The 15,107-nt window shown below is 60.1% G+C and carries 16 protein-coding genes; all 16 read left to right on the forward strand.

Annotated features, from left to right (window positions below):
- Position 1 precedes the first annotated feature (1 nt).
- The 16 genes from mreB to flgL all read left to right on the forward strand — a co-directional run bounded on the left by mreB (position 2) and on the right by flgL (position 15,104).
- Positions 2-1,048, forward strand: coding sequence for a rod shape-determining protein MreB (mreB, locus tag ACZ5IU_RS14430; protein ID WP_464418535.1), 1,047 nt, complete (start codon positions 2-4; stop codon positions 1,046-1,048).
- A 35-nt stretch (positions 1,049-1,083) separates the two neighbouring features.
- A complete protein-coding gene (gene flgF / locus ACZ5IU_RS14435) occupies positions 1,084-1,884 on the forward strand; it encodes a flagellar basal-body rod protein FlgF (RefSeq protein ID WP_464418537.1) in 801 nt (266 codons plus the stop codon).
- Positions 1,885-1,904: 20 nt separating this feature from the next.
- Entirely contained in the window at positions 1,905-2,696 is a 792-nt protein-coding gene (flgG, locus tag ACZ5IU_RS14440) for a flagellar basal-body rod protein FlgG (protein WP_464418539.1), read from the forward strand.
- A 7-nt stretch (positions 2,697-2,703) separates the two neighbouring features.
- Positions 2,704-3,588 carry a flagellar basal body P-ring formation chaperone FlgA gene (gene flgA / locus ACZ5IU_RS14445; RefSeq protein WP_464418541.1) on the forward strand — a complete coding sequence of 295 codons (885 nt, stop codon included), beginning with the start codon at positions 2,704-2,706 and terminating at the stop codon, positions 3,586-3,588.
- Positions 3,585-4,163, forward strand: a complete 579-nt coding sequence (locus ACZ5IU_RS14450) for a flagellar basal body L-ring protein FlgH (protein WP_464418543.1) — start codon at positions 3,585-3,587, stop codon at positions 4,161-4,163. The genes flgA and ACZ5IU_RS14450 overlap by 4 nt, the downstream gene beginning before the upstream one ends.
- Entirely contained in the window at positions 4,163-5,278 is a 1,116-nt protein-coding gene (locus tag ACZ5IU_RS14455; RefSeq protein WP_464418545.1) for a flagellar basal body P-ring protein FlgI, read from the forward strand. Before ACZ5IU_RS14450 ends, ACZ5IU_RS14455 begins: the two co-directional genes overlap by 1 nt.
- An 18-nt stretch (positions 5,279-5,296) precedes the next feature.
- Positions 5,297-5,608 (forward strand): hypothetical protein, encoded by a 312-nt coding sequence (locus ACZ5IU_RS14460; protein WP_464418547.1) that lies wholly within the window; start codon positions 5,297-5,299, stop codon positions 5,606-5,608.
- Positions 5,605-6,042, forward strand: a complete 438-nt coding sequence (locus tag ACZ5IU_RS14465) for a YkgJ family cysteine cluster protein (protein WP_464418549.1) — start codon at positions 5,605-5,607, stop codon at positions 6,040-6,042. Before ACZ5IU_RS14460 ends, ACZ5IU_RS14465 begins: the two co-directional genes overlap by 4 nt.
- A gap of 103 nt (positions 6,043-6,145) precedes the next feature.
- Positions 6,146-7,330 carry a DUF3084 domain-containing protein gene (locus ACZ5IU_RS14470; RefSeq protein ID WP_464418551.1) on the forward strand — a complete coding sequence of 395 codons (1,185 nt, stop codon included), beginning with the start codon at positions 6,146-6,148 and terminating at the stop codon, positions 7,328-7,330.
- A 15-nt stretch (positions 7,331-7,345) separates the two neighbouring features.
- Positions 7,346-7,600: an alcohol dehydrogenase gene (locus ACZ5IU_RS14475; RefSeq protein WP_464418553.1), complete on the forward strand. Its 255-nt coding sequence runs from the start codon at positions 7,346-7,348 to the stop codon at positions 7,598-7,600.
- Positions 7,590-8,021: a GNAT family N-acetyltransferase gene (locus ACZ5IU_RS14480; protein WP_464418555.1), complete on the forward strand. Its 432-nt coding sequence runs from the start codon at positions 7,590-7,592 to the stop codon at positions 8,019-8,021. Before ACZ5IU_RS14475 ends, ACZ5IU_RS14480 begins: the two co-directional genes overlap by 11 nt.
- 5 nt (positions 8,022-8,026) lie before the next feature.
- Positions 8,027-8,683, forward strand: a complete 657-nt coding sequence (locus ACZ5IU_RS14485) for a ComF family protein (RefSeq protein ID WP_464418557.1) — start codon at positions 8,027-8,029, stop codon at positions 8,681-8,683.
- A 59-nt stretch (positions 8,684-8,742) separates the two neighbouring features.
- Positions 8,743-9,030: a flagellar biosynthesis anti-sigma factor FlgM gene (gene flgM, locus ACZ5IU_RS14490; RefSeq protein ID WP_464418559.1), complete on the forward strand. Its 288-nt coding sequence runs from the start codon at positions 8,743-8,745 to the stop codon at positions 9,028-9,030.
- Positions 9,031-9,036: 6 nt separating this feature from the next.
- A complete protein-coding gene (gene flgN, locus ACZ5IU_RS14495; protein ID WP_464418561.1) occupies positions 9,037-9,483 on the forward strand; it encodes a flagellar export chaperone FlgN in 447 nt (148 codons plus the stop codon).
- Between the two features lie 12 nt (positions 9,484-9,495).
- Positions 9,496-12,045 carry a flagellar hook-associated protein FlgK gene (gene flgK, locus ACZ5IU_RS14500; protein WP_464418563.1) on the forward strand — a complete coding sequence of 850 codons (2,550 nt, stop codon included), beginning with the start codon at positions 9,496-9,498 and terminating at the stop codon, positions 12,043-12,045.
- A gap of 14 nt (positions 12,046-12,059) precedes the next feature.
- A complete protein-coding gene (gene flgL, locus ACZ5IU_RS14505; RefSeq protein ID WP_464418565.1) occupies positions 12,060-15,104 on the forward strand; it encodes a flagellar hook-associated protein FlgL in 3,045 nt (1,014 codons plus the stop codon).
- The last annotated feature ends 3 nt before the right edge of the window (positions 15,105-15,107 follow it).

The raw sequence follows: 15,107 nt of genomic DNA on the forward strand, positions 1-15,107 counted from the left end.
AGTGTTCGGGAGCGATATCGGAATAGACCTTGGAACCGCAACTGTGCTCATATACGTCAAGGGCAAGGGGATTGTTCTCCGAGAGCCCTCGGTCGTTGCCGTCGATTTGGAAAACGGACGAATTCTCGCCGTCGGAAACGACGCGAAGAGTATGGTCGGAAGGACGCCCGGAAGCATCGTCTCGGTCCGGCCGCTTCGGGACGGAGTTATCGCCGACTACAGCATGACCGAAGCAATGCTGCATCATTTCATGAAACGCGTCACGCACGGATTCAGCCGCTTTTTCCGGAACAGAGTCATGATCTGCGTTCCCTCCGGAGCGACGGACGTCGAGCGCCGGGCTGTTCTCGAGGCGGCGATCGAGGTTGGCGCCAAAGAAGCCTACCTCATAGAGGAGCCCATGGCCGCCGCGATAGGTGCGGATCTCAACGTCGAGGAACCGCGCGGAAAAATGGTCGTCGATATCGGAGGCGGAACCTCGGACATCGCGGTCATCTCCCTCGGGGGCATCGTCGTATCGAAATCGCTCCGAATAGGCGGCGATAAATTCGATGAAGCCATCATGCGCTACCTGAGAAAGCAATACAGCCTCGCGATCGGCGAACAGACGGCTGAGAACCTCAAGATTATGATCGGAACCTGCATCCCGCAGGAAGAGGAAATGACGATGATCCTGAAGGGGCGTGACCTCGTCCAGGGATTGCCGAGGCAGATCGAAGTCAGCAGCTCGTGCGTCTCTATGGCGATCGGTGAGATGGTTCAGTCCCTTGTCGATGGAGTCCGTAACGTTTTGGAACTAACGCCGCCCGAGTTATCCGCCGATATTATTGACAGAGGGATCGTCCTTACCGGAGGAGGCTCCCTCCTTCGGGGACTTCCCGAACTCATTTCCGAACAGACGGGGATCAACTGTTTCGTCGCGGAGGAACCCATGGAGAGCGTCGCGCGCGGAACAGGGAAAGCCCTCGCCGAGATCGACAAGCTCAACAGGCTCGGACGAAGTGGAATCCTTGCGACGAGCAGGAAGGGCCGGAAATGGAAATCCTGAATCCCCTGTAGCTTCGGGGAGAGGAGGTCGCGTCGGTGAACAAAGGAATCTACTGTGCGGCATCGGCGATGCTCGTCCAGGAAAGCATGCACGACGTAGTCGCCAACAATCTGGCGAACGTCAGCACCGCCGGATTCCGGGGACGGATTCCCGTAAACAAGACGTTTCCAGATCTTCTGACGGACCGGATCGAAAACATCCCGGTAACGCCGGGAGCCACGACCGGACCGAATCAGATCCGCTTTCGCGGGAAGATTCCGATCGGGAATCTCGCGCTCGCGAACGTCCTTTCAGAGACGACGATGACGATGAAGCGCGGCGCGATGAACGTCACGAACGCACCTCTCGATGTCGCCATCGACGGTGTTGGATTCTTCGTCGTGCGCGACGGAGCGGGAAACACATTCTACACGAGGTCGGGACAGTTCCAGGTGAACCAGGAAGGACAGCTTCTGACGCATGACGGATTCTTTGTGCAGGGAGACGGCGGTCCCATAGAAATCGGCGAGGCGGAAAATGTCCGCATCAATTCGGAGGGACAGGTCGTCGCTGATGGAGAGGTTGTCGACACGCTTCAGGTTGTCGCTTTCGAGGAACCCACATACCTGAAACACATCGGAGGGTCGCTGCACGCCGCGAACGAACAGACGGGCGTGCCGACGCCCGTCGATACCCCGTCCCTCGTATCCGGAACCCTTGAGCAATCGAATGTGGACGTCGTCTCCGAAATGTCGCGAATGATCGAGGCGCACCGGGCATACGAAGCGGCCTCGAAGGCCCTGATGACGCACGACGATGAAACTGGGCGCCTCATCAGCTCCTTCACGAAGACGTAATGGAAGGCGGGCGAGAATAAATGCTGCGGGCACTGTGGACGAGCGCTTCCGGAATGATAGCGCAACAAACGAATCTCGATGTGACGTCCAATAACCTTGCGAATGTGAACACCGTCGGGTTCAAGCGGGAACGCGCCGATTTCGCCGATCTCATGTATCAGATAGATCGCGAGCCCGGTGCGCCCGTCGAACCGGGCTCCTCGCTTCCGACGGGGATTCAGGTCGGACTCGGGACACGTGTCGTCGGGACGACGCGGATGATGGGGCAGGGAAACTTCCAGGTTACGGACAATCCTCTCGATCTCGCGATCGAAGGAGAGGGCTTTTTCCAGGTCCTCAAACCGAACGGCGATGTCGCGTACACGCGCGCCGGAGGATGGATCAGGAACGGCGACGACGGGCAGCTCGTCAATGTCGACGGGCTTTTCCTCGAGCCGCCGATCACGATCCCGCAGGATGCGGAGGAAATCATGGTCAGTCCGGAAGGGATCGTGTCGATTCGCGCACAGGGAGAGACGGATACCGAGGAAATCGGACAGATCGAGCTTGTGAGGTTCGTCAACCCCGCCGGACTCCGCAAAATCGGCAAGAACCTGTATGAAGAGACCGCCGCGAGCGGAGCGCCCATCGTCGGGAATCCTGGCGAAGAGGGGCTCGGGCACATAGCGCAGAAAACTCTCGAGATATCGAACGTCGAAGTCGTCGAGGAAATGGTCAACCTCATCATCGCCCAGCGTGCGTACGAGGCGAATTCAAAAGGCGTCCAGACCGCGGACGAACTTCTCAGGATCGCGAACGGCATCAAGCGCTAGGGATCCGATGAGAAAGCTGTTTCTCGTCGGGTGCGTTTTCGCGCTGCTGTTATCGGCTGGGGGCGCATCGGCCGAAGAGCTCACGGTAGAGATAGACCGCCTCCCCGAAAGTGCCGCATCCTCTTTTCTCCTCCGCGATATCGCGCGGTTTTCCGGTCCCGCGGATGTCGTCTCACTGGCCGGAGACGCGCGCGTGAAGGTCCGGAGGGGGTATCTCTGGAGATCGGACGTCGTGGCTGCGCTCGTCGATCGCGGCGTCGGCGGGGTTACGCTCCGCCTCCTGATGCCGCCGAAGATCGCCGCCGGAAAGGGAGAGTCGCTCCCGGAACTCGAGAGCCTCGTGAAGCGCCTTTCGGGATGGGATGGAATCGTCAGGGCCCGGGGGGCGGTTACGCTTCCGGCAGGAGATCTGGTTTCGCCGAAGGCAATCCGTCCCGGCGCCTCTTCGGTTACCTTTCGAATCGGAACGAACGACGGTGTACGCGAGATTCCCGTCTCCCTCGAATGGCTGCAACGGATCGTGGTGACGCGGAGGATCATCGAGAGCGGCGTAGTTCTCGCGGCGGATGACCTCGAAGTGAAGCAGGTACAGATCACGACCCCGCTCAACGCGCTTTCCGATGTGTCCCAGGCCGTCGGGCGGATGACCGGCAGGCGGCTCGGCGAGGGGGAACGCGTATCGGGTTCGTTCCTTTCGGCCGTTCCCGTCGTTCGGCGGGGGGATTCCGTTTCCATCGTCGTGCGGAAGGGGACCCTCTCCCTCAGGATTCCGGGAGAGGTTCTGGAAGACGGCGCGGTCGGCGATAAGGTCCGGGTTCGGAACGTTCAGAGCAAAAGAATCCTGGAAGCGTCGGTCGTTTCCGGGGAAGAAGTGGAGGTGCGGATACCGTGAAGAGATGCGCCTGCGTGATACTGATGGCACTGCTGTGTTTCGCTGCCGACTTCGGGACCGTTTCGGCGGCCTCCCTCTGGAAGGACGGAACCAATCTGGTCGGCGACAGGAAACCTAGCAAGGTGGGCGATATCGTGACGGTGCTCGTCCGCGAGAACACCAAAACGAAGGACAAGGGCAAAACGAACGTCAAGAAAACGAACGACAACTCCGTGAGCAACGGAACCGGAATCTTCAGTTTTCTGAAGGCGTTCGGCTTCAACTCGAAAAGCGACATGACGGGAGACGGTTCCACCGAACGGACGCACGTCGCCCAGACCTCGATCACGTGTCTCGTTACCGATACGCTCCCCAACGGGAATCTCATCATCGAGGGAACCCGCGACGTGGCGACGCACGACGAAACCCTCGAGCTGAAGATCGTCGGCGTGATCCGTCCCGAGGATGTCGACGCGAACAACAACATCCTCAGCGACCGCATCGCGAATGCTGAAATCGGAATAAAGGGACGCGGGACTCTGACCCGGATCCAGAAGCCCGGCCTGCTGACGCAGATTCTCCAGGCGATATTCTGATGCGACACGTGAGGAACGCGGTTTTCGCGCTTTTTTTGCTTCTTGCGACGGCAATCCTGCCGCTTGTGGGGATCGCAGCCGATGGGCCGCTCGTTCGACTCAAGGATCTTGCCGACGTCGAAGGCGTCCGATCGAACCAGCTTGTCGGCGTGGGGCTCGTGATCGGTCTCCAGGGGACGGGCGACAAGGCCACGATGTCGCTCCAGATGGTCCGGAACCTCATGCGACAGTTCGGGGTGACGCTCAACGAAAAGGCCGTCAAGAGCAAAAACGTCGCCGCCGTTTCCGTTACCTGCGATCTTCCCGCGTTCGCCCGGCCGGGGCAACGGGTCGACGTCACCGTGAGCGCACTCGGCGACGCAAAGAGCCTTCAGGGAGGAACTCTGCTTCAGGCACCGCTGAAAGCCGCCGACGGCGATGTATACGCCGTTGCCCAGGGGCCCGTCATGGTGGGAGGCTTCAGCGCGGGAGGAGCTGCCGCGACGCTGACCAAGAATACCACGACGGTCGGGCGGATTCCTCAGGGGGCGATCGTCGAACGCGACGTCGAGACGGTTCTCGGAGATCACTCTTCGATTGCGTTGCTCCTTCGCACCCCCGATTTCACGACCGCCGGTCGTGTGGCGGATGCGGTGAACGCGGCGTTCGGCAATGTTGCCGAAGCGGAAGACGCAGGAAGGATTCGCGTCTCGCTTCCCGCGAAGTACGCGACCTCGCCTGCATCGTTCATCGCGAAACTCGAGAAGCTGCAGGTCGTTCCGGACTCGACGGCTCGAGTCGTCGTCAACGAAAGAACGGGAACCGTCGTCATGGGCGGGAGCGTCAGGATTTCGCCCGTCGCGGTGGCGCACGGAAATCTGACCGTCCGCGTGACGGAAACCCCGAATGTCGTTCAGCCCAACGCCTTCTCCGGCGGACAAACGGCCGTCGAACCGAGGACGGATGTCCAGGCGCACGAGAGCGCGGGGCAGTTCGTCACGGTTCCGGCAAACACGACGGTCAAGGATCTGGCGGACGCTCTCAATGCGATCGGCGCGACGCCGCGGGACGTGATCGCGATTCTTCAGGCTGTGAAGGAAGCTGGAGCTCTCCATGGCGAGCTCGTCACGATGTAGATGCAAGGAGATGATCCAATGAACCCGATCGTCGGGCCGGATCCGGCCTCGAAACTTGCTGACGCGCGCTCTCTCTCCGCGACGGACAGGAAGAAACTGAAAAGAGCGTGCCAGGACTTCGAAGCGGTTCTCGTCGGCAAGATGATGAAGGATTCGTTCGCCCTGTCGCGGCGTATCAGCAGGGGGGGAAATGATACCCGTCCGTTCGCGCCTCTCGAGGATCTCACGGTCGAAATGGCAGCTGAGCGAATCTGCGAGTCCGGAGGGGTCGGCCTCTGGAAGATGTTGTACGAACAGGTCTCGAAACAGAACGGGGAAAGCGGCGATTGAAGGATACGCGTGAAAAAGCGCTCCCGTGGTACGCCGGTGGAGTCCGCTTCACCTGCCTCGGATGCGGCAGGTGCTGCAGGGGAGAGCCGGGGGCGATCTGGGTCACGCCCGGAGAGGGAAAAAAGATTGCGGAATACCTGTCGCTGAATGCCGTTGCATGGAGGGGATGTCTGACCCGGAGGTGGGTATTTCCGAGCATCCGCGAACGTGAGAACGGGTCCTGCCTTTTTTATGACGAACCGACCGCGCGATGCACGATCTATTCCGTCCGTCCCACGCAGTGCTCCCTCTTCCCGTTCTGGCCGTCTCTCATGAAGAGCCGCGAAAACTGGGACGATCACGCGATATCATGTCCGGGAATGAACTCCGGCCGTTTGTACGCGCGAGAGGAGATCGACGGGATCCTGGCAGTCGCCCCGTTTCCGTTCCTGTAACCCTTCCTTTTCTTCGATACTGTGCGTTCTTTTCTGGATAATTGTCGTTCCCGAGACTATAATAGCGTCGGAACGATAACGGAACAGCACGGAGATCCGAGGAGTGACGGACGTGCAGATGCAACTACTCTCCGAAATGAACTGGCGGCTCATCATCACCATGGTGCTGATGAGCGGCGTACTTGCCTATATCGGCGACAAAGTCGGGATGCACTACGGCAAGAAGCGAATCTCCTTCCTCACGCTCCGTCCGCGCCATACGAGCCAGATCATTACGGTTCTCACGGGAATACTGATCTCCATTGCGATGCTCGTGAGTTTTTCCTTCATCTCGGAAAGCGTCCGAACCGCACTCTTCAGCATGAAATTCATCCAGACGCAGATCACGAAACTGACCGCCGACCTTCAGGCGAGCCGCGACGAGGCGAAACTTTCCGCGCTCGAACTCGTGAAAAGCGAAGAGCGGCTCTCAGTGCAGAAAAAACTGCTTGGCGAGGTCGAGGAACGTTTTGCCGCCGTGACTCCGGAGCTTGAAAAGGCTCGGAACGAGCTCGAACGGATTCGGACGGAACGGACGCAGCTCGAACAGGAAAAGACGTCGCTCGAGGAAGCGCTTGCCGGACTTCGTTCGGAAGCCGAAACGCTTCGTGCGGGTCTGAGCCAGATCAGAAGCGGGCGAATTTCAGTCTTCGCGGACGAACTCCTCGCGCAGAAGGAAGTTCTGCCGGAAAGTGCCCGCGATACGGTCGAGCGAGCCTTCTCGGAACTGCGTCGGCGGACCGAATTCGTTCTCGCGACGCGGCTTGGCGTCCGTGTCGAAAATGTCATCCTTGCGGTCGATATCCGGGACGAGCAGGAGAAGATAGCGGAGTGCGCCGGAGCTTCGAAGAGAAAAATCGTACGGGCGCTCGCCGATTCGAACGTCGTCGCGGGTGAGGATGTCCGAATCCGTTACGAGATCGCCGACAGCGCACTCGTCTATGCGAAAGACACCGTTCTCCACGACGAAACCGTGAATGTAGGAGAAAACGGCCCCGATGGCGAGGCTTTGTTGTATACTATACTCCAAAAAGTGAATCAGAAGGCCGTCAAGGACGGTATCATGCCGAATCCAGCGACGGGAAAAGTCGGAGCGCTCGGTGCGACCGAGTTTTTCAACGCCGTCGAGCAGGTCAGAAAAAGCAGGGGAACGCTCCGGATCGTCATATCCGCCGCGGACGATCTCTACACGGAGGGGCCCGTTCAGATCGTCATCACGGTGCGCTCCGAAGGCGCGCCTGCACCATAGGGGGAAGATCCGTTCATGTTGATTGTTGCGTGTCAGATTTGCGGCGAGTCGAAAGTTTTGGCCGGAGCTCCCGATTCGGACGGAATGGCGCGGGCGTGGTGGGTCTGCCCGCGGTGCGGCACAGGACAGATCATCCAGCTTCCGGTATCGTCCGACGCCAGGAATTCGGACCTCAGAAAGATCGTCCACGGGATGGCTCTCGTTCACGCGTGCGCTCCGGAGGAAGGAGCGATGACGGAGGCGGAACCCGGAGCCGGGTATGCCGGTTAACTCCGAATACCTGTTCTACGACAACAAGATCGGTATCAGCGCAGGTGAATTGCAGACTCTGTATCGATTCACGCGTTGGGGACGCAGTCGTTCGCTCGAGGATATCGAGCGGATGATTGCAGGGACGTCGCTATGCTTTTCCGCCCGTTACGCCGAAAACGGGCGGATGGTTGCCTTCTGCCGCATCCTCACCGATTTCGTCTTTCGCGCCTCCCTGTGGGATATCATGGTCCATCCCGATCATCAGGGAAAGGGGCTTGGCACCTCGCTTCTCAGGTATGCGCTCGAACACCCTGCGGTCCGTCCGATCCCCCTCGTCATCACGTACACGAGCGAACTCGCTCCGTTCCTCTCGCAGCTCGGCTTCGCTTCTCAGGACGGGACTCTGATGCTTCTCCGCGTTCCGATCGAATATTCCTGAATGCGATGATCTCCGCACTCCTTCGCGACCTGGGCGCGTCCTGCGTCCACCTCGTCTGGCCATCTTCGTGTCCCGTCTGCGGAGCGGTCGGAGTCGTCGCGTGTCTCGAATGCCTCGTCAAAACGCTCGATCCGCCGCTCGACGAGTGCCTCGAATGCGGAGGAAGAACCCCCTGTCCCGATCATCCGAATGCCTCGTTCCTGCGGACCGGAGGCGTTCACGAAGATCTCCGCAGGGAACTTGTCCTCCGGTTCAAGTACGGCGCCTCGCGTCGGCTGGGCGTTCAGATGGGGCGGGCGCTCGCATTGGTTTTCCCGAGACCGGATGTCGACGCACTCGTTCCGATACCGCTCCACGTGAGCAGCAGACGTTTCTATAACCAGGCGTTCGTTCTGGCGAAAGCGATGGGGGACATATGGAATCTGCCGGTGGCACCGGTGCTCCGATGGTCCGCGGGGTGCGGCGCCCAGACGAAGAAATCGTCGGAACAGCGACGCCGTCTTTCGCCAGACTCGATCCGCTGCGTGAGCGCGTGCCCGGGACGCGTCGCGCTCGTCGACGACGTCTGTACAACCGGATCGACGCTCCGCTGCGCCGCGGAAGCGATTCGTTCCTCCGGCGGCCGTGTTGTCGGAGCGATAACATGGAGCCGAAGCGTCTAAAGTAGCGATCTTTCCGGCCGATACACAATCCAGAGGCAGTACCAACAGGGGTGAGTCCGATGATCGATAAAATTTCCGGCGTTTACGGCGCGTCCGCCATAAACAAGGTCACCGCCAGGAAAGGCAGAAACGAGACTTCTTCATCAACGGCGTCCGACGGCATCGAGTTCAGCGGTTTCGCGAAAGAGCTCGCGAAGGCGTCGCAGGAGATCAGGAAACTGCCTGACGTCCGGGAAGAACTCGTCGAAGACTTTCGCCGTCGAATCCAGAGCGGAACGTATTCGCCGGATCCCGAAAAGGTTGCGCGAAGTCTTATCGTTGCCGGTATCCTCGACCAGGAGGAGTGATATCCCGTGAGGTCCCGGAATCTCGTCGACGTTCTCCTGCAGCAGACGCAGGCACTGCAGGAGACGTTGGATATTGCGGTACGGCAGCGTGAGGCGCTCAGGACGGGGCGCCTCGATTCGTTACAGGGGCTCATGAAGGAGCTTCACGACGCTTCATTTCGCGCCCAGGCGCTGGACCGACGTCGGGAAGCCGAGGCAGAGTCGCTGGCGCGAACGCTCGGGGTTCATCCGAGATTGTCGGAAATTCTCGAAAAGCTGAACGAAGGGGAGCGCGAAGCCCTCTCGTCGGTAGCGGGGAGTTTCGGGCTCGTGGTCCGGAAGCTGCAGGCGGAGATGAAGATCCTTTCGCGACTCGCCGATGAGTCGAGAAGACTCGGGGAAGTGATGCTCTCCGAGTGGCGCCGGTTGGAATCCACGTTTTCCCCGGATGGCGGGTTCGATCTCAAGGGATAGGAGTGAACGACGATGATCAACAGCTTTTTCGGCCTTGAACTTGGGAAACGAGCTCTCGACTACTTCCGGAGAGGCATCGAGACCGCCGGCCACAACATTTCGAATGCGGACGTCGAGGGGTATTCACGTCAGCGCGTCGAAGCTTCGACGACCGACCCGTACACCGATCCCGGCCTGAACCGCCCCGCCCTTCCCGGTCAAATCGGAACCGGCGTCAAGATCGACGCGATCGTTCGCCTGCGAGACGAATTTCTGGATATCCAATACCGCGAGGAGACGACAGTTCAGGGGTATTGGGACGCCATATCATCGGCGCTGAACACCGTCGAACTCTACGTCAACGAACCCGGCGGCAAGGGGCTGAAGGCAAGCCTCGACGCTTTCTGGGCGAATCTCGAAGACCTTCACACGCAGGCCAACAGCACGAGCGTACGGGAAGTCGTCGCGAGCCAGATCAAGACATTCACGGCGGAACTCGACCAGATCGTCAAAAACTACGACGAATACCGTAAGGCGCTCGACAAGGATCTCGTTCTGCAGGTGAAGCAGGCGAACGACTGCATCGACCAGATAGCCGCGCTCAACGTCACGATCAAGGAAATCGAAGGTGTCGGCGCCAACCCCAATGACCTGTACGACCGGCGCGACCTGCTCGTCGAAAAACTTTCGAAGCTCATCGACATCGACGTCAACCCGAGCTGCAGCATCTCCGACGAATTCATCATCGACCTTCACGGCAAGATCCTCGTCCAGGGGGACCAGACCCGGCATCTCGTGGCCGTCGAAGTCCAGGGGAACGCCGGAATGCACGACGTTCAGGTCGAAGACAATCTCTTCGACCTCGTCGACAAACCCGAAGTTCTCGAGATCATCGCCGAACAGGGGGCCTCGGAAGCGGTTCACAACGTCGAGATCGACCGCCTCGCGTCAGAAACGACATGGAAGGTCGGACAGGGAGATGCGACTCTGCCGGCGTGTCCTCCGCGTGTCCGTCCGACCTCTGTGAGCGACGCGCTCAACCTCAAGGGAAGCATCACGCTTCAGGTTGGGAGCCAGGGAGTCCGGACGATGTCGAAATCGCTCTCCGCTCCGTTGTTGACTGCCGGAGCGACGGGAGATACGTATTCGTTCAGGGTCTCAGCCGGAACCAACGAACGGGACGTATCGGTCTCGTGGAACGGAGCCAACTGGGAAATTAACGATGACGCGGGAACGCCAACCTATACGACGACAGGCGCCACTCTGGGGGCGGCCGACATCCAAAACTTTCTCTCCGCAAGCCTGACGTCGATGAACGTCTCCGCGACGCTTGCGACGACGGCGTCCGGAGACCAGATGACACTGACATCAAACGACTTCCACCTCCTTTCGATCGTCGACGTGAAGGGAAATATCATCTCGAAACTCGGGATGACGGACGATTCGCCGAAGATGACCATCGAAGTCACTGAAAAAGACACGCTCGAGACGATCCGGAACAAGATCAACGGAACGTACGGCATTACGGACGCCGACGGGAACGCGATCCTCGACAAACCCGAGCAGTGGCTTCACGCGAGCATCGAAAAGGCGACGGACGACACGTTCTATCTCGTCCTCGAAAGCAACGTCGTGGGAGAAGCCCAGCGGATCAACGTCATGGGCGAGGAAAGCGGATCGCTGCACGTCGTGCAGCGACTCGGGCTCATTTCCACGGACGCGGCCGGAGGGACGAGCACGAGTTATATGCAGCAGTCGGAAGACGCCTCGTTCACGTTCGACGACAGACGATATCTCTCATCGTCCAACACGTTCCGGGAAGCGCGGCTCGTTCCGGCGAAGAACGAAATCACGCAGGCCTACGACGACTACACGGCGACCAGGACGGGCGACGTCGAGGAGGGAATCACGCTCAAGCTCAAAAAGGCGAGCGCGGAGTCCGGCATCACCATCCGGCACCACGTTCAGGGAGGGGCCATCGCCGGAACGATGACGGCCCGGGACGACCTCATTTTGAGCTATCTCGACTCGTTCGATGAACTCGCCTATACGCTCGTAACCGAGATGAACGCGATCCACTACGGCGGACACGGCATCGGCGACAACACATCCACGACGGGCATCGCATTCTTTGCCCCCATCACGACGCGATACGGCGCCTCACGCTCGCTCGACATCAATACGGCGATCGCAAACGACCCCAGCCTGATCGGAGCGGCCCGGGACGACGGCAAGGGATACAGTCTCGGATGCGGCGACGGGTCGAACGCCCTTCTCATGGCGCAACTCAAGCAGGCTCGCGTGATGACGAGCGACAGCGCGACGTTCAACCAGTTCTACGAGTCCTTCACCGCGCGTCTCGGGACGGATGCGTCACGTGCCAAACAGATGAACACAAACCAGAAGGCGCTCACCGGACAGATCGATACGCAGAGACAATCGACGATGGGCGTCAACATCGACGAGGAAATGCTGGACATCGTCAAGTTCCAGCAGGCCTTCAACGCAATGTCCCGATACATCACGACAATCGACGAAATGCTCGACAAGATCATCAACGGAATGGGCGTCGTCGGACGCTAAAGGGGGAAGAGCCGATGCGCGTCAGCAACCTGACGATCCAAAAGACCCTGCTTTCGGATCTCCATTCGAACCTCTCGCGGCTGCTCGAAATGCAGAGCCAGATGGCGACGGGGAAGAAGCATTCGCGTCCGAGCGATGCGCCCGCCGATGTCGCCCGGGAGATGTCGCTCGAGACGTCGCTCGTCGAAAACGTCCAGTACACGAGGAACCTCGACTTCGCACAGGCATGGCTCGCGAACACCGACACGGCGTTCGACCAGATGACGAGCGTCGTCCAGCGGGTCCGGGAACTGACGATATATGCCGGCGACGGGGCTCTCGACGACGCCGAGGTGGACGCGATCGCCACGGAGATCGCCGAACTTCAGGAGGAACTCAGGAACATCGCGAACTATTCCGTCGAGGGACGATACCTTCTCGGCGGAAAGAAAGTGTGTCAGGCTCCGTTCTACCGCGACGCCTCGGGCAAGGTCTGCTATCGCGGCGGCGACGAACACATGGAATTCGAAATCGACAAGGGCGTCGTCGGACAGGTGTCGTTCACGGGACGCGAGGTATTCCCCGAGGCTTATACGCGATATACGCTCGGGAGCGTCGAGCTCCCACTCGATTTCGAATGGACCGGACGCGACGAAATCCTGCAGATCAGGGTCGGCGACCGGGCGGTCAAAGTCCATATCCCGGAGACGTGGAAGGACGACAACCTTGACGGGAACATCGAAGGCACCGACTTCAACCGCTTCCGCGATCCCGCTGAATCGCAGGGACTGTCGATCGACGACATCGCGAAACTGATCAGAGACTCGATGTCGATGGGGGACGTGAGCCGGATCGTCGATGTCTCGGTCGTGAAGGACGCCGGACGCGGCGTCCAGCGGCTCGTGTTCACGAGCAGAACGGGAGAGCCGATCCAGGTGACCGGCTGGCCGGAAACGGATCGCGCCGACATGAAACAGGGTATTATCGGAAACAACGTCGCGCCCGGCTGGACGAGCGCCGCCGACGAGACGATCACGATCCAGTTCGACGGCGGAGATCCCGTGACGGTCGCTATCCCGGCCGGGAATACGCTGCAGGACGTCGCCGACGCGCTGTCAGGCATCCAGGGGATTCATGCGCGAGTGAACACGGAAGGCGCGAGCGAACGCCTCGTCATTTCGGCGTCGACTGAGGGAAAGAAATTCACGCTGACGCGTTCCGCTGGACTGACGGATCTCTTCACCGAAGAGAACACGGCGTCGACACCCGTCAAGCGGGCCGTGGACCACAGCCACATCGACCTCGCGTCATTCCTCGGAATGGAAACGACCGTCAAGAGCGTCCAGATGCCGACGAGCGGAGCGATCCTGACGCCCGGAGCGACGAATGAACTCCAGTGGCGCCTCCAGAGCGGCGATCATGTTGTCGACCTCAAGATCAGCGACATCACAGGGCTCACCGCGGACGACCTCGCGAACCGGATAAAGCAGGTCGCCGGCGACTGGCTCGAAGTGACCGTCGAAACCGACGAGACGGAAGCGACCGCGTGGGAACCCGGAGTCAACCATGAGGACGCGACGAAGCGCCTCCTCCTCAGGCCGAAGGATAACGCGCCGCTCGTAATCTACGACCGCAATCAAAATACCTACGCGTCGCAGCTCGGGATGAGCACCGAGATCAGGTGCAACGGTTCGGGTGTCGGCGATGTCGTCTTCCCGACGCTTCCGTGTGTCGACCCGAACGTTCCGTCTCTCATGAAGATCGAAGTCGGTGAACACAAATTCGAAGTGAAGCTCTATCTCGACGATGTCCGGAACGCGGGAGGCACGGTCGACCGCGCGAAAGTCATGGCGCAGATCGTGAAGCAGGTCAACGAACAGGCCGGAGAGAAACTCCTCGCGAGTGATGTCGTGAACGTGGCGACCGGAGAGACCGTCCTCGTCGCGAAGACCGGCGAAGCCCTGCGGATCACGGACCTTCCCGTCCCGGATCCCGCGCTGAGTCCGTCCTACAGCGGCGGCGTCGCGCTCCAGATGGGGATTGCGGCCGGAATATCTTCGACACGCGGCGCCATTCAGGATACCGATACGATCAATACCCTCGGCGGGACCGCCGGAACAATCCGCATTCGATCCGCCGGAAAAACGGTCGATGTGGATCTTGCTTCAACCGACACGATGAAGGACGTCGCCGACAAGATCCGCGCGGCTGCGGGGTCGTGGCTCGATATAACCTTTTTCGACGGCGACCTCACGACACCCGGCTCGGATGTATTGATGTCTGTTTCCGCGAAGGACGGTTCCGCCGTATCGCTCTACGACGTGACCGGAAATTCGTCCCAGATGCTCACGATCGACACGGCCCTGCGCGGCGCGAACGCAGCCGCCTGGAGCCCGAGCGCGGGAGGCGGAGACCAGATCGTCATATCGGTCGAAGGATACTCCCACACGATCGACATCGACGGATGCACATCCGTCGAAGATGTAGCGAAAGCGATCAACGCGCGATTCCAGGGCGGCGACGTTCAGGCCGAAGTCGTACAGGACGGCGCGGAAAAACGTCTCGTTCTGTGGTCGCCGAAGGGGAATGTTGTGACGATGCAGGAAACCCGAGCGGCCGCCGGAAGCGGAGCGTTCTTCGCGGGCGGATCAGGCGGGCCGGTGGACTCTCCTTCGCGTGGAGGTACAACAGGTTCTCCCTTCAACCAGAACGTCGTGACGCGATCCGCCGCGAGCCGCGAAAAGACGGACTTCTTCGGTCTTCTCAACGATCTTGCGGGAGCGGTCAGGGCGGAGGACCGAAAAGGCCTGTCCGACTCGATGCTCGCGAAGGTCGACGACTTCCTCGACAATCTCCTCAAGCGACGGACACAGGAAGGGGCCTTCCTCAAGAGGTACCAGTCCGACGAATCGCGGATGAAGCAGAACAACACGTCGATAACGGAACTCTACAGCAAAGTTGGCGACGTCGATCTCGCAGACGCCGCGACGCAGTTCGCCATGGCGCAATCGGTCTATCAGGCGAGCCTCGCCGTGATCGCGAAGATCGTCCAGCCCACGCTTGTGGACTTTTTGCGTTGACGA

It is taken from the genome of Lactivibrio alcoholicus, from assembly GCF_055390895.1.